The organism is Kosakonia sp. PSU_27 (assembly GCF_039409795.1).
Classification (GTDB): domain Bacteria; phylum Pseudomonadota; class Gammaproteobacteria; order Enterobacterales; family Enterobacteriaceae; genus Kosakonia.
The window spans coordinates 58,516-82,835 of record NZ_JBCIVK010000004.1 but is presented as its reverse complement, the minus strand read 5'-3'; the positions used below and the strand labels follow the sequence as shown (position 1 = coordinate 82,835).

At 52.5% G+C, this 24,320-nt stretch carries 22 protein-coding genes, 1 other RNA gene and 1 other annotated feature; of the genes, 18 read left to right on the top strand and 5 right to left on the bottom strand.

The features are described 5' to 3' along the window. Positions 1-360 precede the first annotated feature (360 nt). The 14 genes from thrS to selO all read left to right on the top strand — a co-directional run bounded on the left by thrS (position 361) and on the right by selO (position 12,925). The gene (thrS, locus tag AAIG26_RS10360) at positions 361-2,289 is read left to right on the top strand and encodes a threonine--tRNA ligase (RefSeq protein WP_343179718.1); all 1,929 of its coding nucleotides are present in this window, start codon (positions 361-363) and stop codon (positions 2,287-2,289) included. 3 nt (positions 2,290-2,292) lie between these two features. Next, a complete protein-coding gene (gene infC / locus AAIG26_RS10355; protein ID WP_071908164.1) occupies positions 2,293-2,835 on the top strand; it encodes a translation initiation factor IF-3 in 543 nt (180 codons plus the stop codon). Positions 2,836-2,927: 92 nt separating this feature from the next. Continuing rightward, the gene (rpmI, locus tag AAIG26_RS10350; RefSeq protein WP_001124225.1) at positions 2,928-3,125 is read left to right on the top strand and encodes a 50S ribosomal protein L35; all 198 of its coding nucleotides are present in this window, start codon (positions 2,928-2,930) and stop codon (positions 3,123-3,125) included. A gap of 49 nt (positions 3,126-3,174) precedes the next feature. Beyond that, the gene (gene rplT, locus AAIG26_RS10345; protein WP_013366084.1) at positions 3,175-3,531 is read left to right on the top strand and encodes a 50S ribosomal protein L20; all 357 of its coding nucleotides are present in this window, start codon (positions 3,175-3,177) and stop codon (positions 3,529-3,531) included. A gap of 119 nt (positions 3,532-3,650) precedes the next feature. Beyond that, positions 3,651-3,775: a sequence feature (Phe leader region), on the top strand. Further along, on the top strand, positions 3,656-3,700 hold the full coding sequence (pheM, locus tag AAIG26_RS10340; protein ID WP_001386830.1) for a pheST operon leader peptide PheM: 45 nt from the start codon (positions 3,656-3,658) through the stop codon (positions 3,698-3,700). It overlaps the preceding feature by 45 nt. A gap of 40 nt (positions 3,776-3,815) precedes the next feature. Further along, positions 3,816-4,799, top strand: coding sequence for a phenylalanine--tRNA ligase subunit alpha (pheS, locus tag AAIG26_RS10335; RefSeq protein WP_007374647.1), 984 nt, complete (start codon positions 3,816-3,818; stop codon positions 4,797-4,799). Positions 4,800-4,813: 14 nt separating this feature from the next. Next, positions 4,814-7,201 carry a phenylalanine--tRNA ligase subunit beta gene (gene pheT, locus AAIG26_RS10330; RefSeq protein ID WP_343179717.1) on the top strand — a complete coding sequence of 796 codons (2,388 nt, stop codon included), beginning with the start codon at positions 4,814-4,816 and terminating at the stop codon, positions 7,199-7,201. 4 nt (positions 7,202-7,205) lie between these two features. Then, positions 7,206-7,505: an integration host factor subunit alpha gene (ihfA, locus tag AAIG26_RS10325; RefSeq protein WP_006820203.1), complete on the top strand. Its 300-nt coding sequence runs from the start codon at positions 7,206-7,208 to the stop codon at positions 7,503-7,505. A gap of 100 nt (positions 7,506-7,605) precedes the next feature. Continuing rightward, positions 7,606-8,586 (top strand): vitamin B12 ABC transporter permease BtuC, encoded by a 981-nt coding sequence (btuC, locus tag AAIG26_RS10320; protein ID WP_044489668.1) that lies wholly within the window; start codon positions 7,606-7,608, stop codon positions 8,584-8,586. A 34-nt stretch (positions 8,587-8,620) separates the two neighbouring features. Next, the gene (locus tag AAIG26_RS10315; protein ID WP_343179716.1) at positions 8,621-9,172 is read left to right on the top strand and encodes a glutathione peroxidase; all 552 of its coding nucleotides are present in this window, start codon (positions 8,621-8,623) and stop codon (positions 9,170-9,172) included. Continuing rightward, complete coding sequence (btuD, locus tag AAIG26_RS10310; protein ID WP_343179715.1) at positions 9,172-9,921, top strand: vitamin B12 ABC transporter ATP-binding protein BtuD; 750 nt, start codon at positions 9,172-9,174, stop codon at positions 9,919-9,921. Before AAIG26_RS10315 ends, btuD begins: the two co-directional genes overlap by 1 nt. Before the next feature lie 67 nt (positions 9,922-9,988). Next, on the top strand, positions 9,989-10,453 hold the full coding sequence (locus AAIG26_RS10305; protein ID WP_343179714.1) for an NlpC/P60 family protein: 465 nt from the start codon (positions 9,989-9,991) through the stop codon (positions 10,451-10,453). A 254-nt stretch (positions 10,454-10,707) separates the two neighbouring features. Then, positions 10,708-11,421, top strand: a complete 714-nt coding sequence (locus AAIG26_RS10300; protein WP_249882100.1) for an EAL domain-containing protein — start codon at positions 10,708-10,710, stop codon at positions 11,419-11,421. A gap of 61 nt (positions 11,422-11,482) precedes the next feature. Next, on the top strand, positions 11,483-12,925 hold the full coding sequence (gene selO, locus AAIG26_RS10295; protein ID WP_343179713.1) for a protein adenylyltransferase SelO: 1,443 nt from the start codon (positions 11,483-11,485) through the stop codon (positions 12,923-12,925). A gap of 6 nt (positions 12,926-12,931) precedes the next feature. On the opposite strand, the gene hemP is transcribed toward selO, so the two are convergent. The 3 genes from hemP to AAIG26_RS10280 form a co-directional block, all read right to left on the bottom strand. Further along, positions 12,932-13,123 carry a hemin uptake protein HemP gene (gene hemP, locus AAIG26_RS10290; protein ID WP_249882098.1) on the bottom strand — a complete coding sequence of 64 codons (192 nt, stop codon included), beginning with the start codon at positions 13,121-13,123 and terminating at the stop codon, positions 12,932-12,934. A gap of 142 nt (positions 13,124-13,265) precedes the next feature. Beyond that, complete coding sequence (aroH, locus tag AAIG26_RS10285) at positions 13,266-14,312, bottom strand: 3-deoxy-7-phosphoheptulonate synthase AroH (protein WP_016496329.1); 1,047 nt, start codon at positions 14,310-14,312, stop codon at positions 13,266-13,268. A 154-nt stretch (positions 14,313-14,466) separates the two neighbouring features. Beyond that, on the bottom strand, positions 14,467-15,300 hold the full coding sequence (locus AAIG26_RS10280) for a pyruvate, water dikinase regulatory protein (protein ID WP_016496328.1): 834 nt from the start codon (positions 15,298-15,300) through the stop codon (positions 14,467-14,469). A 331-nt stretch (positions 15,301-15,631) separates the two neighbouring features. Here AAIG26_RS10280 and ppsA point away from each other — a divergent pair, with 331 nt between their 5' ends. From ppsA to AAIG26_RS10260, 4 genes are all read left to right on the top strand, one after another. Continuing rightward, entirely contained in the window at positions 15,632-18,010 is a 2,379-nt protein-coding gene (gene ppsA, locus AAIG26_RS10275) for a phosphoenolpyruvate synthase (RefSeq protein WP_045511496.1), read from the top strand. Between the two features lie 217 nt (positions 18,011-18,227). Next, on the top strand, positions 18,228-19,637 hold the full coding sequence (locus AAIG26_RS10270) for an MFS transporter (RefSeq protein WP_097407057.1): 1,410 nt from the start codon (positions 18,228-18,230) through the stop codon (positions 19,635-19,637). Continuing rightward, the gene (locus AAIG26_RS10265; RefSeq protein ID WP_343179712.1) at positions 19,634-22,006 is read left to right on the top strand and encodes a glycoside hydrolase family 3 N-terminal domain-containing protein; all 2,373 of its coding nucleotides are present in this window, start codon (positions 19,634-19,636) and stop codon (positions 22,004-22,006) included. Before AAIG26_RS10270 ends, AAIG26_RS10265 begins: the two co-directional genes overlap by 4 nt. 580 nt (positions 22,007-22,586) lie before the next feature. Further along, positions 22,587-22,793, top strand: a complete 207-nt coding sequence (locus AAIG26_RS10260; RefSeq protein WP_016496324.1) for a hypothetical protein — start codon at positions 22,587-22,589, stop codon at positions 22,791-22,793. Between the two features lie 19 nt (positions 22,794-22,812). Here AAIG26_RS10260 and rprA read toward each other — a convergent pair. After that, positions 22,813-22,920: antisense sRNA RprA (gene rprA / locus AAIG26_RS10255), an RNA gene on the bottom strand. Between the two features lie 188 nt (positions 22,921-23,108). Next, positions 23,109-24,215, bottom strand: a complete 1,107-nt coding sequence (gene ydiK / locus AAIG26_RS10250) for an AI-2E family transporter YdiK (protein WP_269230857.1) — start codon at positions 24,213-24,215, stop codon at positions 23,109-23,111. Positions 24,216-24,320: the final 105 nt, after the last annotated feature.

The following is a 24,320-nucleotide window of genomic DNA, read 5'->3' as shown; positions in this document are numbered from 1 at the left end:
AACGGGTAGCCAAATAAACGGCTTGAGATGCCGCTATGTCAAGAATTTGGTAAAAAATCAGACAATCCTTAGGTTGGGTGGTTGTTTTTGAAACGTTTTCTGTGCGGAGTTTTGAATCTGCAATAAAGCCGCACTCTTGAGCTGAGTCACACTAATCCTTTCAACCCCCTTCGCAAATGTGTACTATTGCCGGGTACTTAACAGCGGCAGGTAAGGGTATCAGGTAGCAGTTGATCTCTACGCTGTACAGATTCCGCAGAGTGAAGCGAGAAAACTTATCGTCGCGGCTGTTATATCTTTGATCTCTCATTTTGTATGTGCTCTTTCGTGTGGGGCACCACTGCAAATTAAGGAAATGAAATGCCTGTAATTACTCTTCCTGATGGCAGCCAACGCCATTACGACCACGCTGTAAGCCCAATGGATGTTGCGCTGGATATCGGTCCGGGACTGGCGAAAGCCTGCATCGCTGGCCGCGTCAACGGTGAACTGGTAGATGCATCCGATGTGATTGACAGCGATGCCAAACTTGCCATCATCACTGCAAAAGATGAGGACGGACTGGAAATCATTCGTCACTCCTGCGCACATCTGTTAGGTCATGCGATTAAGCAACTTTGGCCCAACACCAAAATGGCTATTGGTCCGGTTATTGATAACGGTTTCTACTATGACGTTGATCTTGACCATACGCTGACCCAGGAAGATATCGACGCGCTCGAAAAGCGTATGCACGAGCTCGCCGAAACAAACTACGATGTCATCAAGCAGAAAGTAAGCTGGAAAGAGGCGCGTGAAACGTTTGTTAAACGCGGCGAAAGCTATAAAGTTTCGATCCTTGATGAAAATATTGCCCATGATGACAAGCCTGGCTTGTATCATCATCAGGAATATGTCGACATGTGCCGTGGTCCGCACGTGCCGAATATGCGTTTCTGCCATCACTTCAAATTGATGAAAACAGCGGGTGCCTACTGGCGCGGTGACAGCAATAATAAAATGCTGCAGCGTATCTATGGTACCGCGTGGGCAGATAAAAAAGCGCTGAACGCTTATCTGCAACGTCTGGAAGAAGCGGCAAAACGCGATCACCGTAAAATCGGGAAACAGCTCGATCTGTATCACATGCAGGAAGAAGCGCCGGGTATGGTGTTCTGGCATAACGATGGCTGGACTATCTTCCGCGAACTGGAAACTTTCGTACGTTCTAAACTGAAAGAGTACCAGTATCAGGAAGTGAAAGGCCCGTTCATGATGGACCGTGTGCTGTGGGAAAAAACCGGCCACTGGGACAACTACAAAGATGCCATGTTTACGACGTCTTCTGAGAACCGTGAATATTGCATCAAGCCGATGAACTGCCCGGGTCACGTTCAGATCTTTAACCAGGGCTTAAAATCCTACCGCGACCTGCCGTTACGTATGGCAGAGTTCGGTAGTTGCCATCGTAACGAGCCGTCAGGCGCTCTGCATGGCTTAATGCGTGTACGCGGCTTCACTCAGGATGACGCTCACATCTTCTGTACAGAAGAGCAGGTGCGTGATGAAGTGAACGCTTGTATTCGTTTAGTCTACGATATGTACAGCACCTTTGGCTTCGAGAAGATCGTCGTCAAACTCTCCACTCGTCCGGAAAAACGTATCGGTAGCGACGAGATGTGGGATCGTGCTGAGGCGGACCTGGCTGTGGCGCTGGAAGAGAATAATATCCCGTTTGAGTATCAACTGGGTGAAGGCGCATTCTACGGTCCGAAAATTGAATTTACCCTGTATGACTGCCTCGATCGTGCATGGCAGTGCGGTACTGTCCAGCTGGACTTCTCCTTGCCGTCTCGTCTGAATGCCTCTTATGTTGGCGAAAGTAACGAGCGACAAGTCCCGGTGATGATTCACCGTGCAATTCTTGGTTCTCTGGAGCGCTTTATCGGCATCCTAACTGAGGAGTTTGCGGGCTTCTTCCCAACGTGGCTTGCCCCCGTGCAGGTAGTTGTGATGAACATCACTGATTCGCAGGCTGAATACGTTAACGAATTGACCCGTAAACTGCAAAATGCGGGCATTCGTGTAAAAGCAGACTTGAGAAACGAGAAGATTGGCTTTAAAATCCGCGAGCACACTTTACGTCGTGTCCCTTATATGCTGGTTTGTGGTGACAAAGAGGTTGAAGCCGGCAAAGTAGCTGTGCGTACCCGTCGCGGTAAAGACCTGGGTAGCCTGGACGTAAATGATGTTATCGAGAAGCTGCAACAAGAGATTCGCAGCCGCAGTCTTCAACAACTGGAGGAATAAGGTATTAAAGGCGGAAAACGAGTTCAAACGGCGCGTCCCAATCGTATTAATGGCGAGATTCGCGCCACGGAAGTTCGCTTAACAGGTCTGGAAGGCGAGCAGCTTGGTATTGTGAGTCTCAGAGAAGCTCTGGAAAAAGCTGAAGAAGCCGGGGTCGATTTAGTCGAAATTAGCCCTAACGCCGAGCCGCCCGTTTGCCGTATAATGGATTACGGCAAGTTCCTCTATGAAAAGAGCAAATCTTCTAAGGAACAGAAGAAGAAGCAAAAAGTTATTCAGGTTAAGGAAATCAAATTCCGACCTGGTACAGATGAAGGCGACTATCAGGTAAAACTCCGCAGCCTGATTCGCTTTCTCGAAGAGGGCGATAAGGCCAAAATCACGCTGCGTTTCCGCGGTCGTGAGATGGCCCACCAACAGATCGGTATGGAAGTGCTTAATCGCGTGAAAGAAGATCTGGTTGAACTGGCAGTAGTCGAATCCTTCCCAACGAAGATCGAAGGCCGCCAGATGATCATGGTGCTTGCTCCGAAGAAGAAACAGTAAGGCCATCAAGTAACTAAACCTGTGGGCCACAAGCTCACGGGTTTAGTTCGCCTTTGTTTCGTTTATTAACAATGCGAAGTGGAAGTTAAAAAATGCCAAAAATTAAGACCGTACGCGGTGCTGCTAAGCGCTTCAAAAAAACCGGTAAAGGTGGATTTAAGCACAAGCACGCTAACCTGCGTCATATTCTGACCAAAAAAGCTACCAAGCGTAAACGTCACCTGCGTCCGAAAGCCATGGTTTCTAAAGGCGATCTGGGCCTGGTAATCGCGTGCCTGCCGTACGCATAAGTCGTTAACCTTTTAACTTTTTTAAGAATATAGATACAGGAGAGAGCATATGGCTCGCGTAAAACGTGGTGTGATTGCACGTGCACGTCATAAGAAAATTTTGAAACAAGCTAAAGGTTACTACGGCGCGCGTTCACGCGTTTACCGTGTTGCCTTCCAGGCTGTTATCAAAGCTGGTCAGTACGCTTATCGTGACCGTCGTCAGAAAAAGCGTCAGTTCCGTCAACTGTGGATTGCACGTATCAACGCAGCAGCACGTCAGAACGGTATTTCTTACAGCAAATTCATCAACGGCCTGAAAAAAGCCTCTGTTGAAATCGACCGTAAGATCCTGGCTGACATCGCAGTATTCGACAAAGTGGCATTTACTGCCCTGGTTGAAAAAGCGAAAGCAGCTCTGGCGTAAGCCAGTTTAAGAGAGGGAGCTTAGCTCCCTCTTTTGCTTTAACATTATCAATGCATTGACATTTTGCCGTGATGCGTTTTCAATAAGCCATCACCGCCACTTACCCTGTTAAGGTAACGCAAGCATGAATGCTGCTATTTTCCGCTTCTTTTTTTACTTTAGCACCTGAATCCGGGAGGCTAGCGCGTGAAAGAAGAAACGGAAAACAGCGCCAGAAAGCCTCCCTTATGGAGGCTTTTTTTGTATCTGCCGCTTGTAAATATCGTCATATAACGAGGAAAACCATGTCACATCTCGCAGAGCTGGTTGCCAGTGCGAAGGCAGCCATTAACGATGCTTCAGATGTCGCCGCGCTGGACAACGTACGCGTCGAATACCTGGGCAAGAAAGGGCACCTGACCCTTCAGATGACCACCCTGCGTGAGCTGCCGCCAGAAGAGCGCCCGGCTGCGGGTGCGGTGATCAACGAAGCGAAAGAGCAAGTGCAGCAAGCGCTGAACGCGCGTAAATCGGATCTTGAAAATGCTGCATTAAATGCACGCCTGGCTGCCGAAACTATTGATGTATCGCTGCCGGGGCGTCGAGTAGAGAATGGCGGTTTGCATCCGGTGACCCGCACAATCGACCGCATCGAAAGTTTCTTTGGTGAGCTTGGCTTTACTGTCGCCACGGGGCCGGAAATCGAAGATGATTATCATAACTTCGATGCGTTGAACATCCCGGGCCACCACCCGGCGCGTGCTGATCACGACACTTTCTGGTTTGACGCAACCCGTCTGTTGCGTACCCAGACTTCAGGCGTGCAGATCCGCACGATGGAAAATCAGCAGCCGCCGATCCGCATTATTGCGCCGGGTCGCGTATATCGTAACGACTACGACCAGACGCACACTCCGATGTTCCATCAAATGGAAGGGCTGATTGTTGATAAAAATATCAGCTTCACCAATCTGAAAGGCACGCTGCACGACTTCCTGCGTAACTTCTTTGAAGAAGATTTGCAGATCCGCTTCCGTCCATCTTATTTCCCGTTTACTGAGCCCTCAGCGGAAGTGGATGTCATGGGTAAAAACGGCAAATGGCTGGAGGTACTTGGTTGCGGGATGGTGCATCCGAACGTACTGCGTAACGTCGGGATTGATCCGGAAGTTTACTCAGGTTTTGCATTCGGTATGGGTATGGAGCGCCTGACAATGCTCCGTTACGGTGTCACCGACTTGCGCGCGTTCTTCGAAAACGATTTGCGTTTCCTCAAACAGTTTAAATAAAGGCAGGCAAAACAATGAAATTCAGTGAACTGTGGTTACGCGAATGGGTTAATCCAGCCATTGATAGCGAAGCGCTGTCCGGGCAAATCACCATGGCGGGCCTCGAGGTCGATGGGGTTGTACCGGTTGCCGGTGCATTTCATGGCGTGGTCGTGGGCGAAGTGATGGAGTGCGCTCAGCACCCGAACGCTGACAAACTGCGCGTAACGAAAGTAAACGTGGGCGGTGAGCGCCTGCTGGACATCGTCTGTGGCGCGCCAAACTGTCGCCTTGGGCTCAAAGTCGCGGTCGCCACTGTCGGTGCGGTACTGCCGGGCGATTTCAAAATCAAAGCGGCAAAACTGCGTGGCGAGCCGTCGGAAGGCATGCTCTGTTCTTTCTCCGAGCTGGGTATTTCTGACGATCATACTGGCATTATTGAACTGCCTGCAGATGCGCCGATCGGCACCGATATCCGTGAATATTTAAAACTGGATGACAACACCATCGAAATCAGCGTGACGCCGAACCGTGCCGATTGCCTCGGGATCATCGGTGTTGCGCGTGATGTTGCGGTGCTCAACAAATCTCCGCTGACCGAGCCGGATATCGCACCTGTTGCCGCTACCATCTCCGATACGCTGCCGATTACTGTGGAAGCGGCAGAGGCCTGTCCGCGCTACCTTGGCCGTGTAGTGAAAGGGATTAACGTCAAAGCGCCAACTCCGCTGTGGATGAAAGAGAAGCTGCGCCGTTGCGGCATTCGTTCGATTGACGCCGTTGTGGACGTCACCAACTACGTGCTGCTGGAACTGGGGCAGCCGATGCATGCGTTTGACCGCGACCGCCTGGATGGCGGCATTGTAGTGCGTATGGCGAAAGAGGGCGAAACCCTGGTGTTGCTGGACGGTAATGAAGCCAAACTGAATGCAGACACGCTGGTGATTGCCGACCATAGCAAAGCGCTGGCAATGGGCGGTATCTTCGGTGGTGAACACTCTGGTGTGAACAGCGAAACGCAGAACGTGCTGCTGGAATGTGCTTTCTTCAACCCGCTGTCCATTACCGGCCGCGCGCGCCGTCACGGTTTGCATACCGATGCCTCTCATCGTTATGAGCGTGGTGTCGATCCGCAACTGCAATACAAAGCGATGGAACGCGCCACGCGTCTGCTGCTTGATATCTGTGGCGGTGAAGCCGGCCCGGTAATTGATGTCACGAACGACGCCACGCTGCCGAAACGTGCGACCATCCGTTTGCGCCGTAGCAAGCTGGATCGCCTGATTGGCCACCATATTGCCGACGATCAGGTCAGCGATATTCTGAACCGTCTGGGCTGCGAAGTGACTGAAGGACAGGATGAGTGGCTGGCGGTAGCCCCGAGCTGGCGTTTCGACATGGAAATCGAAGAAGATCTGGTCGAAGAAGTTGCTCGCGTTTATGGCTACAACAATATTCCTGATGAGCCGGTGCAGGCTGGCCTGATTATGGGCGAGCACCGCGAGGCGAACCTGTCGATGAAGCGTGTGAAAACCATGCTCAACGATAAAGGCTACCAGGAAGTCATTACTTACAGCTTTGTCGATCCGAAACTGCAGCAACTGATTCATCCGGGTGAGGAAGCACTCATCCTGCCAAGCCCAATCTCCAGCGAGATGTCGGCGATGCGCCTCTCTCTGTGGACCGGTTTGCTCGGCACTATCGTTTATAACCAGAACCGTCAGCAGAGCCGTGTGCGTATTTTCGAAACCGGCCTGCGCTTTGTGCCTGATACGCAAGCTAATCTAGGCATCCGTCAGGATGTGATGCTGGCGGGCGCGATTTGCGGTAACCGTTATGACGAGCACTGGGATCTGGTGAAAGGAAGCGTCGATTTCTTCGATTTAAAAGGCGATCTTGAGTCCGTGCTGGAACTTACAGGTAAACTTTCCGCCATTGAGTTTCGCGCGGAAACGAATCCTGCACTGCACCCAGGCCAATCTGCAGCGATTTATCTGAAAGATAAGCGCATTGGTTTTATTGGGGTTGTTCACCCGGAACTGGAACGTAAGCTTGATCTGAACGGCCGCACACTGGTATTTGAACTGGAGTGGAATGCGCTTGCAGACCGCGTGGTTCCTCAGGCTCAGGAGATTTCGCGCTTCCCTGCGAACCGTCGTGATATCGCTGTCGTGGTCGCAGAAAATGTGCCTGCAGCAGATGTTTTGGGCGAATGTAAGAAAGTTGGCGTAAATCAGGTAGTTGGCGTAAACTTATTTGACGTGTACCGCGGTAAGGGTGTAGCGGAAGGGTATAAGAGCCTTGCCATTAGCCTGATCCTTCAGGATACCAGCCGTACACTCGAAGAAGAGGAGATTGCCGCTACCGTTGCCAGATGTGTAGAGGCATTAAAAGAGCGATTCCAGGCATCATTGAGGGATTGAACCTATGGCGCTTACAAAAGCTGAAATGTCAGAATATCTGTTTGATAAGCTTGGGCTTAGCAAACGGGACGCAAAAGAGCTGGTAGAGCTGTTTTTCGAAGAGATCCGTCGTGCTCTGGAAAACGGTGAGCAGGTAAAACTCTCCGGCTTTGGCAATTTCGATTTGCGCGACAAAAATCAACGTCCGGGTCGTAATCCAAAAACGGGCGAAGATATTCCCATTACAGCCCGGCGCGTGGTGACCTTCAGACCCGGCCAGAAGTTAAAGAGCCGTGTCGAAAACGCTTCGCCCAAAGCTGAATGATATGAACTAATTAAAAAGGCCGCATCGCGGCCTTTTTTCTTTTCAGCATCCGGCATCAACCTTAGAATCAGTGACCTTGCTGACCAATAAAACGGAAAACATGCTGGCATACGCTCATCTTCAACAGCAACGCAACCGCCGCTGGCTGGGTGGATTGCTGCTGCTCTTACTCTTCGCGCTACTGTTTAGTCTCTGCGCGGGCGATCAATGGATTTCTCCGGGCGCCTGGTTTACACCGGATGGGCAACTGTTTGTCTGGCAAATTCGCTTGCCACGTACGCTGGCCGTGTTGTTGGTTGGGGCTGCACTGGCGTTGTGCGGTGCGGTGATGCAGGCACTGTTCGAAAACCCGCTTGCGGAACCAGGATTGCTTGGTGTCTCAAGCGGTGCGGGCGTTGGGCTCATTGCTGCTGTATTGCTGGGCGGCGGATTGCTCCCTGGCTGGGCGCTCGGCGTTTGTGCGATCGCTGGCGCGCTCGTTGTGACGCTGATCCTGCTGCGTTTCGCGCGCCGCCACATCTCTACCAGCCGTTTACTGCTGGCTGGTGTCGCGTTGGGTATTATCTGTACCGCATTGATGACCTGGGCCGTCTATTTCTCTTCCTCCTTCGATTTGCGCCAGTTGATGTACTGGATGATGGGCGGTTTCGGCGGCGTGGACTGGCAACAAAGTTGGCTGATGGCGGCGCTGGTGCCAGTCATCATTTGGGTCTGTTTCCAGTCCCGGCCCTTGAATATGCTGGCGCTGGGAGACATTTCCGCGCGCCAGTTAGGGTTACCGATGTGGCTATGGCGAAACGTGCTGGTGGTAGCCACGGGCTGGCTGGTCGGGGTAAGCGTCGCGCTGGCAGGCTCAATTGGTTTTATCGGTCTGGTTATTCCACATATCTTACGTCTGTGCGGTTTGACCGATCATCGGGCATTACTGCCTGGCTGCGCACTGGCAGGGGCGGTGGCACTGTTATTTGCCGATGTGATAGCGCGTCTGGCGCTCAGTGCGGCCGAGTTGCCGATAGGCGTTGTGACCTCGACGCTGGGCGCGCCGGTATTTATCTGGCTATTATTGAGAGCCGGGCGTTGAGCCCGCAAACCATAACATTCATTAAGGTGACGCTATGCAACAGGATATTCTCAATACTGAAGTTAAGACTATCGATGGCGAGCAGACAACGCTTGCCGGTTACCACGGCAAGGTGCTGCTGTTGGTCAACGTCGCCTCGAAATGTGGGCTGACGCCGCAGTACGAACAGCTGGAGCAGATGCAAAAAGAATTTGAAAGTGAAGGTTTTACCGTACTCGGTTTTCCCTGCAATCAGTTTCTCGGCCAGGAACCGGGTTCAGAAGAGGAAATTAAAACCTTCTGTAGCACCACGTATGGCGTAACATTTCCGCTGTTCAGCAAAATCGATGTGAATGGCGAAGCACGTCACCCGCTGTATAAAAAGCTGGTTGCCGCAGCGCCGGAGGCCGTTGCACCTCAGGGCAGCGGTTTCTACGAACGTATGGAGAGCAAAGGTCGTGCGCCGAAAGAGCCGGGCGATATTCTGTGGAATTTTGAAAAATTCCTGATTGGTCGTGACGGCAAGGTGATTCAACGCTTCTCTCCGGATATGACACCGGAAGATCCAATTCTCGTTGACGCGGTAAAACAGGCGCTGGCGAAGTAATGTCGATGCTGTTGCAGCTTCAGGATGTGGCTGAACCCGGCAGGCTTGGGCCGATAACGGCATCGGTCGACCGGGGAGAAGTTCTGCATCTTGTCGGGCCGAATGGTGCGGGGAAAAGCACACTGTTGGCGCGCATTGCCGGGTTATCGGGCGGGCAGGGAAGCGTGCTCTTTAATGCCCGTTCGCTGGCGCAGTGGCCTGCATCGCAACTGGCGCAACATCGTGCTTACCTGGCCCAACAGCAGACACCGCCGTTCGCTATGCCTGTCTGGCAGTACTTATCCTTGCATCAGCGCGATAACGCACAAACCGCGCTGCTGGCGCAGATTGCGGGCAAGCTCGGCCTCAGCGATAAGCTGGGGCGGGCGGTGAATCACCTGTCAGGCGGCGAGTGGCAGCGGGTACGCTTAGCGGCGGTGATTTTACAGATTCACCCGGCCGGCAACTCCGCCGGAGAGCTTTTATTGCTGGATGAGCCGATGAATAGCCTCGATGTTGCCCAGCAGGCGGCACTGGATAAGCTTTTAAACGAGCTGGTTGCCGCAGGTATTACCGTGGTGATGAGTAGCCACGATCTTAACCATACGTTGAGGCATGCGCGCCAGGCATGGTTGCTCAGCGGTGGCAAACTGTTAATGAGCGGACGGCAGGATGAGGTGCTGACGCCATCGCATCTGGCGACGGCGTATGGTTTGGCTTTTCGCCAACTGGATGTGGAAGGTCACCGCGTGCTGATCCCTACAACGTGACTTGCCACATATCTGATTCACACGGTAGATTATTCCGAGAAAAAGAAATAAAGAGGCGTGATCCAGGATGCGTATCTGGTTATTGCTGGCAACGGCGTTATTCCTTGCAGGATGTAGTTCTCATCGCGCGCCGCCGCCAAATCCAAGATTGTCAGATTCGATAACGGTTATTGCTGGCCTGAATGATCAGCTCAGCCAGTGGCATGGTACGCCCTATCGCTACGGTGGCATGAGCCGATCCGGCGTTGATTGTTCCGGCTTCGTTATGATGACGTTTCGCGATAAGTTTTCGTTGCAATTGCCGCGCGAGACGCGGCAACAGGCGGAAATTGGCACGAAAATCGATAAAGAGGATTTGCTGCCAGGCGATCTGGTTTTCTTTAAAACCGGTTCCGGAGAGAGCGGGTTGCACGTTGGAATTTACGATACAGATAATGAGTTCATTCATGCTTCAACCAGCCGGGGAGTGATGCGTTCTTCGCTGGATAATGTCTACTGGCGTAAAAATTTCTGGCAAGCACGCCGCATCTAGAATGAGAAAGCCCGCAAGGGCTTTTTTTAAACCAGGAAATTTCCACTAAATAATCACGTTTATCTTAATTAAGATCTGTGTACATTGGGATCCGGACATCCATCAATTCGTTATCAGGCTAATAAAGGTTAAGGAGAAGCCAAAAAATAAAACGGGAAAAAAATGAAGTTAATCTCATTTAAAACAATAGATTTGAAATATTTCCACCTGTGTTTGACAATGCCGGATATCACCCTTAATGCGGGGCTGGCGCAATGATAGTATCGCTGGATGACACATATCGCTCTGAGCTTCTATTACTGCCTGCGAGGAAAAGTAACGGAATGCTACAGGGACTGGAAATTATCGTTAACTTTGTGGGGCCAGACAGCAATGTCCGCACGCCTACAGAGCTGGTCATTCCGCGCCTTACGCCTGAAGAAATACTCGCTTTATTCAATGAGCAACTGGCACTCCTTGAAGCCTGCCAACTCTTTTTTATTCAACATCAATTAACGGCCTGGATTAATATTGCGCCCTCTTTGGTTGATGTCTTGTTGGCAGATGAAACGCTAGCGACAAACATTAGGAAATTTCCTTTTCTTGAATTTACCATTAATGAGAATTTTCCCGATCTAAATAAGGGAAAAGATAATCACCCCTTGTTTCTATTGGCGAAACAATATTCACTGGTGCTGGCTAATTTTGGTGCCGGAACCGCTTCGACAAAAGCCATTTTTGATGGTTTATTTAAGCGCGTGGTATTGGATAAAAATTTTGTTCACCAGCGGCTGGCGTCACCTTCATTCGAACCTTTTATGCGGGTGATTGTTGCGCAGCTTGAACCCTATTGTGATGCATTGATGATTGCAGGCATTGATGATGAACAGGCGCTCAACCGGGCAGCAGCCTTTTCCTTTAGCGCCATGCAGGGTGCCATGTGGCCACCCGTCACCGTCGAACAGTTAACTTCTCTGGTTCAGCCATAGCCCTGCTTTTGCCTGGTGTTTAAACGCCAAAGTTAGCACTACACTAAAGGCAGGAGGAACCATGACCCTGTCTTTTACTACCCACTGGCGAGATGAATTGCCAGATTTTTATACCGCATTATCCCCAACACCGCTGCACAACGCCCGTCTGCTATGGCGCAATGAGCCACTGGCCCATGCGCTGGATGTACCGGATGCGCTGTTTCATCCTGTCTCGGGAGCAGGCATATGGGGCGGCGAAGCGCTGTTACCCGGCATGTCTCCACTGGCGCAGGTTTATAGTGGACATCAGTTTGGTGTCTGGGCCGGGCAATTAGGTGATGGACGCGGGATTTTGCTCGGTGAGCAGCAACTCCCGGACGGCACAATCCGGGACTGGCACTTGAAAGGTGCCGGGCTGACGCCGTATTCACGCATGGGGGATGGCCGCGCGGTGTTGCGTTCGACCATTCGCGAAAGTCTGGCTTCGGAAGCGATGCACTATCTGGGGATCCCGACCACGCGGGCATTGAGCATTGTGACCAGCGATACGCCAGTCATGCGCGAAACGCAGGAGCAGGGCGCGATGCTGATGCGTATTGCCGAAAGTCATGTGCGGTTTGGTCATTTCGAACATTTTTACTACCGACGCGATCCGCAAAAAGTCCGTCAACTGGCAGATTTTGTTATCCGTCATCACTGGCCGGAATTGCAAAACGAAAGCGATAAATATGTCGCATGGTTCCGGGATGTCGTGCGGCGCACTGCGCAGATGATTGCGCGCTGGCAAGCGGTAGGGTTCGCGCATGGTGTAATGAATACCGATAACATGTCGATTCTTGGTTTAACAATCGACTATGGCCCGTTCGGTTTTCTCGATGATTACCAGCCCGGTTTTATCTGTAACCACTCTGATTACCAGGGGAGGTACAGCTTTGAAAACCAGCCGGCGGTGGCGCTGTGGAATCTGCAGCGCCTGGCGCAGTCGCTATCGCCCTTTATTGCTGTGGAGGGGTTAAACGCCGCGCTGGATGATTACCAGCACCAGTTACTCACCGAGTATGGCCTGTTGATGCGCAGCAAGCTGGGCTTCTTTACTCGCCAGCAAGGCGATAACGATCTTCTGAATTCGCTGTTTGCGCTGATGGCGCGCGAAGGTAGCGATTATACGCGTACGTTCCGCATACTCAGCCTGACCGAGCAGCAAAGCGCTGCGTCGCCGTTACGGGATGAGTTTATCGATCGCGGCGCATTTGATGACTGGTTTGCACAATATCGCTCACGCTTACAGCAGGAAAATATCGATGACGCACAGCGGCAGACGCATATGCAACGGGTTAACCCGGCAATGGTGCTGCGAAACTGGCTGGCGCAGCGCGCTATTGATGCCGCAGAGAAAGGCGATAGCAGCGAGCTGGAGCGGCTTCATGAGGCATTACGCCAGCCATTTATCGATCGCAGTGATGATTATGTCAGCCGTCCGCCCGACTGGGGCAAACGGCTGGAAGTCAGCTGTTCGAGTTGAAATGGCCTACTTTGTCAGGATCAATTTTCCGGCATGCGTCTGGCGCAGAAGGTATTGCTGCCCGTTGTGCTCAATAACGACGCGCCCTTCATCCCCCAGCAGCGAACGGCTGTGAATGCGGCGATCGGTTGGGGTGATGTGCGTGGGTTTTTCCTGAGGCGTGACGGGTGATGCAGGTGTGCTATCCATGTGCGACATATCCGTTTAAAGACAAACCAACAATGATAATGATTATCAATAGTATGGTGATATGACGCAAGGGCGATTGTTTACATAGCCGCAGTTCCCCCAGGAAAAAGTAGGGGGAACGCGTAGTTCTGCATGAGTCAGCAGGAAAAGGTTAAAAACGGGTGGCAACCGCGGTTGCGAGTTTTTCCAGCAGCAGTTCACTGTCTTCCCAGTTCAGGCATGGGTCGGTAATGGATTGCCCGTATACCAGCGGCTGGCCACTGACAATTTTTTGCGTGCCTTCTTGCAGGAAACTTTCCGCCATCACACCAGAGATCGCGAGCGAGCCATTACGAATTTGCGTACAAATGTCGTCACAGACATCCAACTGGCGACGATGCTCTTTCTGGCAGTTGCCATGACTGAAATCCACCACCAGATGCTCCGGCAAACCAAATTCGCGTAGCGTATCGCAAGCGTTGGCAATATCTCCGGCATGGTAATTCGGTTTTTTACCGCCACGCATAATGATGTGGCCGTACGGGTTGCCGCTGGTCTGATAAATGGTCATTTGCCCGCTTTTATCCGGCGAGAGGAACATATGGCTGGCGCGGGAAGCGCGGATCGCATCAACGGCGATACGTGTGTTGCCATCGGTACCGTTTTTAAAACCGACCGGGCAAGAAAGCGCCGAGGCCATTTCCCGGTGGATCTGGCTTTCAGTGGTGCGCGCGCCAATCGCTCCCCAGCTAATTAAATCGGCAATAAACTGGCCGGTTACCATATCGAGGAATTCGGTCGCGGTGGGTACTCCCAGCTCATTGACCTGCAACAGCAGTTTACGCGCCAGTTCAAGACCGTGATTTACGCGGTAACTGCCGTTCAGATCCGGATCGGAAATCAGTCCTTTCCAGCCCACCACGGTGCGCGGTTTTTCGAAGTAGGTGCGCATAACAATTTCCAGATGCGCGTGGTGTTTTTCACGTAATACTTGTAAACGGCTCGCGTAATCAACGGCTGCGTCAAGATCGTGAATCGAGCAGGGACCAATAATCACCAACAGGCGGCGATCTTCACCATTCAGAATTTTTTCTATCCGCCGACGGGATGCGGTCACATGCTCCGCTACCTCTGAGGTAACAGGGTAGCGCTGCGCAAGTTCAGCTGGTGTCACCAGGCTGCTGATAGGCGCAGTGCGAAGTTCATCGGTTTTGTTCATCAAGAATCTCAAGAATTAGGTGCTTCAGCGGCAGGAATGCCGGAAGTGATGCGCAACACCTTAAACCAATCCCGGCTTATTTCAAGAGGGGTTGCAAAGCACATCACGTTTCCGGGCAATATCATAGCGCACTTCGCACCTGTGTACTAGCTTGTTAGTACATGCGGCGATTTAACCCCATAATATCGAGCATCTTGGTGGCAATTTCTTCTACCGAGTAGTTGGTACTATTAAGGCAGGGGATCTGATTCTTGCGATAAAGCGCTTCCACTTCTGCAACTTCCATCCGGCACTGGCGCAATGACGCGTAGCGGCTATTTTCCCGGCGCTCTTCGCGAATGGCGGCAAGGCGCTCCGGATTAATGGTCAGACCAAATAATTTATGCTGCAGTGGCTTTAACGCAGCGGGGAGAACGAGGTTATCCATATCATCGGCAATAAAAGGATAATTTGCCGCGCGAATACCAAATTGCATCGCCAGATACAGACTGGTCGGTGTTTTTCCACAGCGCGAAACGCCCAGTAAAATCACCTGCGCCTGATCAAGATTGCGCAAAGAAATACCATCGTCGTGCGCGAGGGTGTAATCAATAGCCGCGATACGCGCATCGTATTTCGTTAAATTACCGGGATTGAGCCCATGTGTGCGGTGTGCAATGGGGGTGGGATCGAGTTTTAATTCCTCCTGCAGCGGCGCAACCAGCGCCTGAACGATATCCTGACAAAATCCTTCGCTTTGCAAAATAATGGCGCGAATTTCCGGTATCACAATGGAGTAGAACACCAGGGGGCGATTACCGGTTTGCTGATAGATGGCGTCTATTTGTTCTTTGACGGCACGGGCCCGGCTCTCGTTTTCCACAAACGGCAGCGTAATACTGCTGACGGCAACCGGGAATTGCGACATGACCGCATGGCCTAATACTTCAGCGGTGATAGCGGTTCCATCAGAAATATAAAAGACGTGGCGATCAACTGAACTGTCCATTTAACCCATCCTGAATGACATGCGTAATTCTCTGAAAGCATAAATTAAAACCCTCAACATGCGTATCTCCTTTTTCTCATTTTTAAAATGAAATGGTGTTTTTATTTTTAATGAACTCAACGGTTCATTTTTTTAATTTCACCTATAAAAAATAAGGAGATACAAAAATGAGAAATTACTCAAGGTGATTAATTGATGGGAATCTATCCGAAAAACCAGAAATCGTTATTGCTTACACGATTCACCGTTTTTTCAACGGAATTAATTATGCCAGGATAAAAAAGTAGTTCGACGTTTTCACCCATTCATATATCACAAAAGGATTGTTTCGATGTCCAACAATGGCTCGTCTCCGCTGGTGCTTTGGTATGACCAACTCGGCATGAATGATGTAGACAGAGTTGGGGGCAAAAATGCCTCCCTTGGTGAAATGATTACTAATCTGTCCGGTATGGGGGTTTCCGTACCGAATGGGTTTGCGACCACGGCCGATGCGTTTAACCAGTTTCTGGAACAAAGCGGGCTAAATCAGCGCATTTACGAATTACTGGATAAAACTGACATCGATGATGTGTCCGAACTGGCCAAAGCCGGTGCGCAGATCCGCCAGTGGATTGTCGACACGCCGTTCCCGCCTGAGCTGGAAAAAGCCGTCCACGAAGCCTATGCCAAACTCTCTGAAGACGACGCTGAAGCGTCTTTCGCGGTGCGTTCTTCTGCGACCGCAGAAGACATGCCGGATGCCTCGTTTGCCGGTCAGCAGGAAACCTTCCTCAACGTGCAAGGGTATGACGCCGTGCTGGTGGCGGTGAAGCATGTGTTTGCCTCGTTATTCAACGATCGCGCCATCTCCTATCGCGTGCATCAGGGCTACGATCATCGCGGCGTCGCGCTCTCTGCCGGTGTGCAGCGCATGGTGCGGTCGGATATCGGTTCTTCTGGCGTGATGTTCACCATCGATACGGAATCCGGTTTTGATCAGGTGGTGTTTATCACTTCTGCCTGGGGACTGGGCGAAATGGTGGTGCAGGGCGCCGTTAACCCGGATGAGTTCTATGTGCATAAGCCAACGCTTGCGGCAAATCGTCCGGCCATTGTGCGTCGCACCATGGGGTCGAAGAAAATCCGCATGATTTATGCGCCGACGCAAGAGCATGGCAAGCAGGTGCAGATTGAAGATGTACCGCAGGCCGAGCGTGACCGTTTCTCCCTGACCGATGACGAAGTGCAGGCGCTGGCGAAGCAGGCGGTGCAAATCGAGAAACACTATGGCCGTCCAATGGATATTGAATGGGCGAAAGACGGCCATACCGGTAAATTGTTTATCGTGCAGGCGCGTCCGGAAACCGTGCGTTCGCGTGGCCAGGTGATGGAGCGTTACACGCTGCATGCCCAGGGGCGCATTATCTCTGAAGGCCGTGCCATTGGGCATCGCATTGGCGCCGGTACGGTGAAAGTGATCCACGATATCAGCGAGATGAACCTGATCGAGCCGGGCGATGTGCTGGTAACCGACATGACCGACCCGGACTGGGAACCGATCATGAAAAAAGCGGCGGCGATTGTTACCAACCGCGGCGGCCGTACTTGCCACGCGGCGATCATTGCGCGTGAGTTAGGTATTCCGGCGGTGGTGGGCTGCGGCGACGCGACCGAACGTATTAAAACCGGTGAGAAAGTCACCGTCTCCTGCGCCGAAGGCGATACCGGTTATGTGTATGCCGATCTGCTGGATTTCAGCGTGAAAAGTTCAAGCGTAGACACCATGCCGGATCTGCCGCTGAAGATCATGATGAACGTCGGCAACCCGGATCGCGCCTTCGATTTTGCTTGCCTGCCAAACGAAGGCGTAGGCCTTGCGCGTCTGGAATTCATCATCAACCGCATGATCGGCGTGCATCCGCGCGCACTGCTGGAGTTTGATGATCAGGACGCGAAATTACAAAACGAAATCCGCGAAATGATGAAAGGCTTCGATTCGCCGGTTGAGTTTTATGTCGGCCGTCTGACGGAAGGCATTTCGACACTGGGCGCGGCATTCTGGCCAAAACGCGTGATTGTGCGTCTGTCTGATTTTAAATCGAACGAATACGCCAATCTGGTCGGCGGTGAGCGCTACGAACCGGAAGAAGAGAACCCGATGCTCGGCTTCCGTGGCGCAGGCCGTTATGTCGCCGACAGCTTCCGCGATTGCTTCGCGCTTGAGTGCGAAGCGGTAAAACGCGTGCGTAACGATATGGGGCTGACCAACGTGGAAATCATGGTCCCGTTTGTACGTACCGTTGAACAGGCAAAAGCGGTAGTTGATGAGCTGGCGCGCCAGGGGCTGAAACGCGGTGAGAATGGGCTGAAAATCATCATGATGTGCGAAATTCCGTCCAACGCGCTGCTGGCGGAGCAGTTCCTTGAGTATTTCGATGGTTTCTCTATCGGCTCCAACGACATGACGCAACTGGCGCTGGGTCTCGATCGCGATTCCGGCGTGGTCTCAGAACTGTTCGACGAACGTAACGACGCGGTGAAAGCGCTGCTTTCGATGGCGATCCGTGCGGCGAAAAAGCAGGGCAAATATGTCGGCATTTGCGGGCAAGGGCCTTCGGATCACGAAGACTTTGCCGCCTGGTTGATGGATGAGGGCATTGATAGTCTCTCACTCAACCCGGACACCGTTGTGCAGACCTGGCTAAGCCTCGCCGAACTGAAAAAATAAAGGCAAAAGTAAAATCCCCGACATAATGTCGGGGATTTTTTTATTTCAGCCGCGAACTCGGCGGCGATCACAATAACCAAAAAACGTAAAAAGCCTGGCAATTATTGCAATTGTCCCCTCGTTAGCTTCTTCCAATACTTGAGCCGGTAGTGAGCAGTGCGACGTTAATCTGTCGCGCCATGTTGAAATATTTTTTGACCTCACAAGGCTAATAAAAATGACAATCTCCTCTGTCCTGAGTACAAAAGACAAAATTGGTTACGGTCTGGGTGATATGGCGAGCGCCCTGGTCTGGCAAACCGCAACGCTGTTTCTCGCTTATTTCTATACGGATGTGTTTGGGTTACCCGCCGCCATCATGGGAACCATGTTTTTGGTCGTGCGCGCGGTGGATGCTTTTGTCGATCCTTGCATCGGCGCACTGGTGGATCGTACGCAAACGCGACACGGGCGTTTTCGCCCCTGGCTGCTGTGGTTTGCAATACCGTTTGGTGTGAGCTGCATTATTACCTTTTATGTCCCGGACGCAGGGGCGACGGCAAAAATCCTCTATGCCTGCGTCACTTACGCCATCCTTAGCTTTATCTACTCTGCGATTAACGTCCCTTACTGCGCCATGCCCGGCGCGCTGACGATGGACCCGCACGAGCGCCACTCGCTGCAGTCCTGGCGCTTTGGTTTATCGTTTATTGGCGGCCTGATCGTGACCGTTATTGCCCTGCCGCTGGTGGCGCATCTGGGGGCTGGTAACGATCAAAAAGGGTATTTCTATGCCATGAGCATGATGGGCGTACTGGGCATTTTTCTGTTCTTTGGCTGCTTCTTTATGACACGCGAGCGTTTTACGCCGCGCAATGATAGCTCCGGTTCGCTGTTCAGCGATCTCAAATTGCTGGCGAAAAATACGCAATGGCGCATTGTCTTTGTGTTTAATATTTTGCTGTTAACCGCGGTTGTAACGCGTGGTTCCGCCACGATGTATTACGTCAAATACGTATTACAGCGCCCGGATATGGTATTTACCTTTATTGTTTCGGGCATGATCGCCGCCCTAAGCGGAGCGCTATTATCAGCTCGGTTATTAGGGAAATTTGACCGGGTGCGCGCCTACCAGTGGACAATTATTACATTCGTCGTTTTCGCGGCGCTGATCTTTATTATCCCGCCGACGCAAGTGTGGCTTATTTTTGGCCTCAATATCGTTTTCAGCTTTATTCAGAACCTGACCACGCCGCTGCAATGGACCATGTTCTCTGACGTGGTGGATTACGAAGAGCACTGTAGCGGGCGTCGCCTCGACGGACTGGTGTTTTCGACAGCCTTATTCGCCATAAAATTTGGCCTGGCGCTTGGCGGCGCAGTCGTGGGTTGGGTGCTTGGTGCCGTGGATTATGCGCCGAATCAGGCAGCCCAGAGCGCGACGGTGCTGACGACCATTAACGCATTGTTTACGCTGATCCCCTGCCTGCTGTTTATCTGCATGGTGCTGCTGCTGACCCGCTACAAACTCAATAGCCAGGTTGCCGACAGTATCGCGCAAGATCTGATACGTAAACGCGACGTCAGTGAAAGCGACACGGCAGTGCAAACCGCCCCGGATTTCAATAACACAGGAGTGACCCGATGACTGCTATCTACCAGGACGCAAACCGTCCCGTGGCCGAACGCGTTGCGGATTTACTGGCGCGGATGACGCCGGAAGAGAAATTTGCGCAAATGCATGCGTTGTGGCTGGTGCTTTCAGAAGAGGGAGAGCACCGCGAGCGCACCGATCTCAGCGATGAGTTTGCCGGTGTCAGCGCGCAGGCGGCGCTGGCACAGCGGCTTAAACTGGGGGTCGGGCAAATAACCCGTCCACTGGGCACGCATATAGTGGAGGCGAAGCGCGGTGTACGCGCGGCTAATCGGCTACAAAAAACGTTGGTGGAAGAGACGCGGTTGGGTATCCCCGCACTGTTTCATGAAGAGTGCCTGGTGGGTTTATTGTGCAAAGACGCGACGTTATTTCCCTCCTCGCTGAACTACGGTTCCACCTGGGATCCGCAACTTGTGCAACGTGCCGCCCATCATATCGGGCTGGAAGCGCGATCGACCGGATGCAAACAGGGGCTGGCTCCGGTACTGGATGTCTCGCGCGATGTGCGCTGGGGGCGCACGGAAGAGACGTTTGGTGAAGATCCGTGGCTGGTGGGGGTGATGGCGTGCGCCTACGTGAACGGGTTGCAGGGTGAAAAGGGCGATATGCTGGCGACGCTCAAACACTATGTTGGCCACTCGTTTAGCGAAGGCGCGCGTAACCATGCCCCGGTACACCTCGGCTTTTGCGAGCTGAACGACACCTTTTTGCTGCCGTTCGAGATGGCAGTGAAGCTGGCGAAAGCAGGATCGGTGATGCCAGCCTATCACGACATTGATAACCAGCCGGGTCACAGTGACCATTTCTTGCTCACCACTTTGCTGCGTGAACAGTGGGGCTTCGAGGGCATTATTGTTGCCGATTACGGTGGCGTCAGCCTGCTGCATCAACATCACGGCGTGACACACGATGCCGCGGAATCCGCTGCGCTCTCGTTTAATGCCGGGCTGGATGTTGAATTGCCAAAAGATGATTGTGCACGCCATCTGGCAGAGGCCGTTGAGCGCGGCCTTATCTCCATGGCAAAAGTGGACGAAATTGTCGCCCGCGTGCTGGCAGTGAAATTCCGCCTCGGTTTGTTCGAACAGCCTTATACCGATGAACAGGGTATCGACCTGCAGTCTGCCAGGACGCGGCAGGTAGCGCGCGAGGTCGCTACGCGCTCAATGACGCTGCTGGAAAATAACGGCATTCTGCCATTGAACGGCTCGCCGAAAGTGGCGGTAATTGGCCCGACCGCTGACGATCCGCTGGCTTTGCTCAGCGGGTACAGTTTCCCGGTGCATTTGATCATTAGCGATATGCTGGAGGAGACCACGCAGGTCACCACGCCGCTTGCGGCGCTGCGCCAGACGCTGGGAGAGGGGAACGTCCGTTATGCCAAAGGCTGCCATATTATTGAAAAACGTATGGCTGGCGCCCCCGTTTTCCCCGGGGATGCGTCGGGTAAACCGATGCAGCAGTCACCGGTTTCCATGGATTTGAGCCTGATCCCACACGCGGTGAGCGTGGCGCAGGAAAGCGAGGTGATCATTGCCTGTGTGGGCGATCTTGCCGGGCTGTTCCAGAGCGGGACGGTGGGAGAAGGTTCCGACACGGACAGCCTGACGCTGCCGGGTGTGCAACAACAGTTGCTGGAGTCGTTAGTGGCAACCGGGAAACCGGTCGTGGTGGTCATGACCGGTGGGCGTCCGTATAACCTGCAAGGGCTGGAGTCGCGCGTTGCCGCATGGTTAATGGCGTGGGCGCCGGGGCAGGAGGGCGGCCGGGCGATTGCCGATGTATTGACCGGGCGGGCAGAGCCGCAGGGGCGTCTGGTCGTCAGCGTGCCGAAAAGCGCGGGGGCGATGCCCTATTATTACAACCACAAGCTGAAAAGCGGTGGTACACCGTTTGCCTTCCATTTTGGCGCACTTTACCCCTTTGGCTACGGGAAGAGCTGGACGCAGTTCGAGTATATGAACCCGGTGTTGCTGACACCGGATGTGGCGATTGATGACGATATTCGTGTGCAGGTGCAGGTAAAAAATAGCGGAGATCGCAGCGGCAGCGAGGTGGTGCAACTGTATGTCCGGGATAAAGTAGCGTCAATGGTGCGTCCGGTGCAGGAGCTAAAAGCGTTCCAGCGCGTGGCATTATCACCGGGTGAAACGGCAACCCTGACGTTCATCGTGCCGGTGGATATGCTCAACTTTACGCGCCGTGACGGGCAGCGCATTGTCGAACCGGGTGAGTTTGAGCTGCAAATCGGTGCCTCATCGGCAGATATCCGCGCAGCGCTCACGGTGAACGTTTACGGCGAGACCCGCGAACTTCCCACCGCCTGGAAAATGATGAGTCAGTGCGAAGTCAGCCAGTGATAACATCGTAGCCCATCGCTCGATGGGCTATTTTTTTGCACAAACAGACAACAATAACCCGGCTGAAATAACAACCACGCTGCATGACTTACAATTACCTGAGGTATTTGTGCGATCGTAAGCTATTCGTGCCTGCCGCTGGTATATATTTATTGTATTGATAATTACCCCGCATATAATTCCCTCCCGTAACTTAGCTGTTCGTTATTTTCTATTTCTCTGTACTTGCAGAAAAAATTTATTGAGATTTTACCTGGTGGGAAAATAGCTGCGCATCATTATGTCCATTTTATTTGTCATGGTGTGACGGGGTTTGGCGACGTTGAACCCGGCGGTATCCGGTGGGTGAACTACGCCTGTGAACGCAGGATTTACAGGGCGCTGCAGGGCCGGTTATGTAACGTCGTTGATCGCATGCTGTCTCAGCATCATCTTATCAGCAGTTGGCGCAGGTAAATACGTAAGCGGGTTTAGAGTGATCGTGTTTTCACGATTTTAATTTATTAACTATTGCAGTTTTTATTTCGCTGTAGCGGAAGTGATCTATTTATTTTCCTGCAATCGTGTTGAGGTTATTCAAATGAAAGCTTATTTATTCATGTATATCGTGCTCGCATGCGCGGGTCTTAATGGCTGTGCGTCGTATAACGATCATATTCGTGACTGTGACGGACACGATGTGAGCACGATGCATTTAGCACTCGATTATCTACCGATTGGTGCAGCCATTGATAATGGCGCCTGCGCGGTGAGCGGCAATGGAAGCGCGTCTGCATCCGGCAAATAAGTGCTTGAAATGAAAGCGGCGAAAAAAAAGCCCATCGTGGGAGATGGGCAAAGACTACACACAGCAATTCGTTGTTTCACTCAGGGGATTTCCATGCTTATAAATCAAGGTGTTGATTTATAACCGTGAGCTAATAGTAGGCATGTCGATTTTTTGCGTCGATCAGATTCGTCTCATTAGTTAAATGGACGTGAAGGATATATGGGCTAAATCGCGCAGTATTTCGCTTTCAGAGGGATCTGAGCGGGATTTCGTGTCTGAAATGATAAGTAGCGCTTAATAATAATTAAGGCGGGCTACCCCGCCTTATTATTTTCAGGAGGGGTTATCTAAATCGTCGACTTCGCTTAGCGCATTATCTGCCGCTACTGGTTCGGGCGCTTCATTCACCCACGCGGAGAATAGCCGCCAGGAGACCGCCAGTAATACCGGGCCAATAAACAGGCCAATCATACCGAAAGCGACCAGTCCGCCAATTACCCCTGAAAGAATAAGGATCAGCGGTAAATCCGCGCCCATGCGAATAAGTACCGGGCGGATGAAGTTATCCAGCGTGGCGACAATGCAGCTCCAGACCAGCAACACGGTGCCCCAGGTGGAATCTCCGCTCCAGTAAAGCCAGATAATGGCCGGAACCAGCACCAGTAACGGCCCGAGCTGCACCAGACAGGTCATCAGCATGACCACGGTAAACAACGTGGCGTAGGGCACGCCGGAAATGGCCAGACCAACGCCGCCAAGCACGGCCTGCACCAGCGCGGTGACCACCACGCCAAGCGCTACGGCGCGTATAGCCTGGCCTGCCAACAGCACAGCGGCATCGCCTCGTTTCCCGGCAAGACGAATGGCGAAATGGCGGATCCCTCTGGCAACTTGCTCACCACGCCAGTAAAGCAGGGCGCTGAACAGCAACATCAGGCCGCAGTGCAGCATAAAGCGTCCGATATGCGCGGCCTGGCCGACAAACCAGGTGGTTGTCGCGCCTACGTACGGCCGCAGTTTGGCCATAATGGCGCTGCCGCCCATATCCAGCAGGCTGTGCCAGCCCGCATAGAGCTTCTCACCAACGAAAGGGATGCTGTTTAGCCAGGCTAAATCCGGCGGTGACATGGCGCCGGTGCTGATGGCATGGATCACCGGGCCGCTGGAGTCCACCAGGCTATTAACCAGTAGCGCGACAGGAATGATAAACAGCAGGATCAACAGCAGCATCATCACTAACACTGCCAGCGATCGGCGGCCAAACAGCACGCGTTGCAGGCGTACCAGCAGTGGCCAGGTGGCGATCACCACCGTTCCCGCCCAGGCAAAACCGAGGATGAAGGGCTGGACGACCCACAGACAGGCGATAATCATGATTGCTAAAAACAGTACCGACAGCATGATTTGCGGTACATCCCTGGACTGACGTAGATCAACCATACGATTTACTCACCTTATTGAGTGGCTGAAAATTCGGTGTTTCTGGAAATCACCAGTGATAATGATTAATGATTTCAGCGGTTTTGGACAGTCCGATTCTGCCTG

Excerpts from the sequence above, each read along its gene's own strand:
- rpmI (WP_001124225.1), top strand. The coding sequence starts at position 2,928 with ATGCCAAAAATTAAGACCGTACGCGGTGCTGCTAAGCGCTTCAAAAAA.
- hemP (WP_249882098.1), bottom strand. The coding sequence starts at position 13,123 with ATGTCGCACATGGATAGCACACCTGCATCACCCGTCACGCCTCAGGAA.
- selO (WP_343179713.1), top strand. The coding sequence starts at position 11,483 with ATGACCCTGTCTTTTACTACCCACTGGCGAGATGAATTGCCAGATTTT.
- AAIG26_RS10270 (WP_097407057.1), top strand. The coding sequence starts at position 18,228 with ATGACAATCTCCTCTGTCCTGAGTACAAAAGACAAAATTGGTTACGGT.
- rplT (WP_013366084.1), top strand. The coding sequence starts at position 3,175 with ATGGCTCGCGTAAAACGTGGTGTGATTGCACGTGCACGTCATAAGAAA.
- AAIG26_RS10305 (WP_343179714.1), top strand. The coding sequence starts at position 9,989 with ATGCGTATCTGGTTATTGCTGGCAACGGCGTTATTCCTTGCAGGATGT.
- AAIG26_RS10315 (WP_343179716.1), top strand. The coding sequence starts at position 8,621 with ATGCAACAGGATATTCTCAATACTGAAGTTAAGACTATCGATGGCGAG.
- btuD (WP_343179715.1), top strand. The coding sequence starts at position 9,172 with ATGTCGATGCTGTTGCAGCTTCAGGATGTGGCTGAACCCGGCAGGCTT.
- thrS (WP_343179718.1), top strand. The coding sequence starts at position 361 with ATGCCTGTAATTACTCTTCCTGATGGCAGCCAACGCCATTACGACCAC.
- aroH (WP_016496329.1), bottom strand. The coding sequence starts at position 14,312 with ATGAACAAAACCGATGAACTTCGCACTGCGCCTATCAGCAGCCTGGTG.
- pheT (WP_343179717.1), top strand. The coding sequence starts at position 4,814 with ATGAAATTCAGTGAACTGTGGTTACGCGAATGGGTTAATCCAGCCATT.
- ppsA (WP_045511496.1), top strand. The coding sequence starts at position 15,632 with ATGTCCAACAATGGCTCGTCTCCGCTGGTGCTTTGGTATGACCAACTC.
- pheS (WP_007374647.1), top strand. The coding sequence starts at position 3,816 with ATGTCACATCTCGCAGAGCTGGTTGCCAGTGCGAAGGCAGCCATTAAC.
- AAIG26_RS10265 (WP_343179712.1), top strand. The coding sequence starts at position 19,634 with ATGACTGCTATCTACCAGGACGCAAACCGTCCCGTGGCCGAACGCGTT.
- btuC (WP_044489668.1), top strand. The coding sequence starts at position 7,606 with ATGCTGGCATACGCTCATCTTCAACAGCAACGCAACCGCCGCTGGCTG.
- AAIG26_RS10260 (WP_016496324.1), top strand. The coding sequence starts at position 22,587 with ATGAAAGCTTATTTATTCATGTATATCGTGCTCGCATGCGCGGGTCTT.
- ihfA (WP_006820203.1), top strand. The coding sequence starts at position 7,206 with ATGGCGCTTACAAAAGCTGAAATGTCAGAATATCTGTTTGATAAGCTT.
- AAIG26_RS10280 (WP_016496328.1), bottom strand. The coding sequence starts at position 15,300 with ATGGACAGTTCAGTTGATCGCCACGTCTTTTATATTTCTGATGGAACC.
- AAIG26_RS10300 (WP_249882100.1), top strand. The coding sequence starts at position 10,708 with ATGATAGTATCGCTGGATGACACATATCGCTCTGAGCTTCTATTACTG.
- ydiK (WP_269230857.1), bottom strand. The coding sequence starts at position 24,215 with ATGGTTGATCTACGTCAGTCCAGGGATGTACCGCAAATCATGCTGTCG.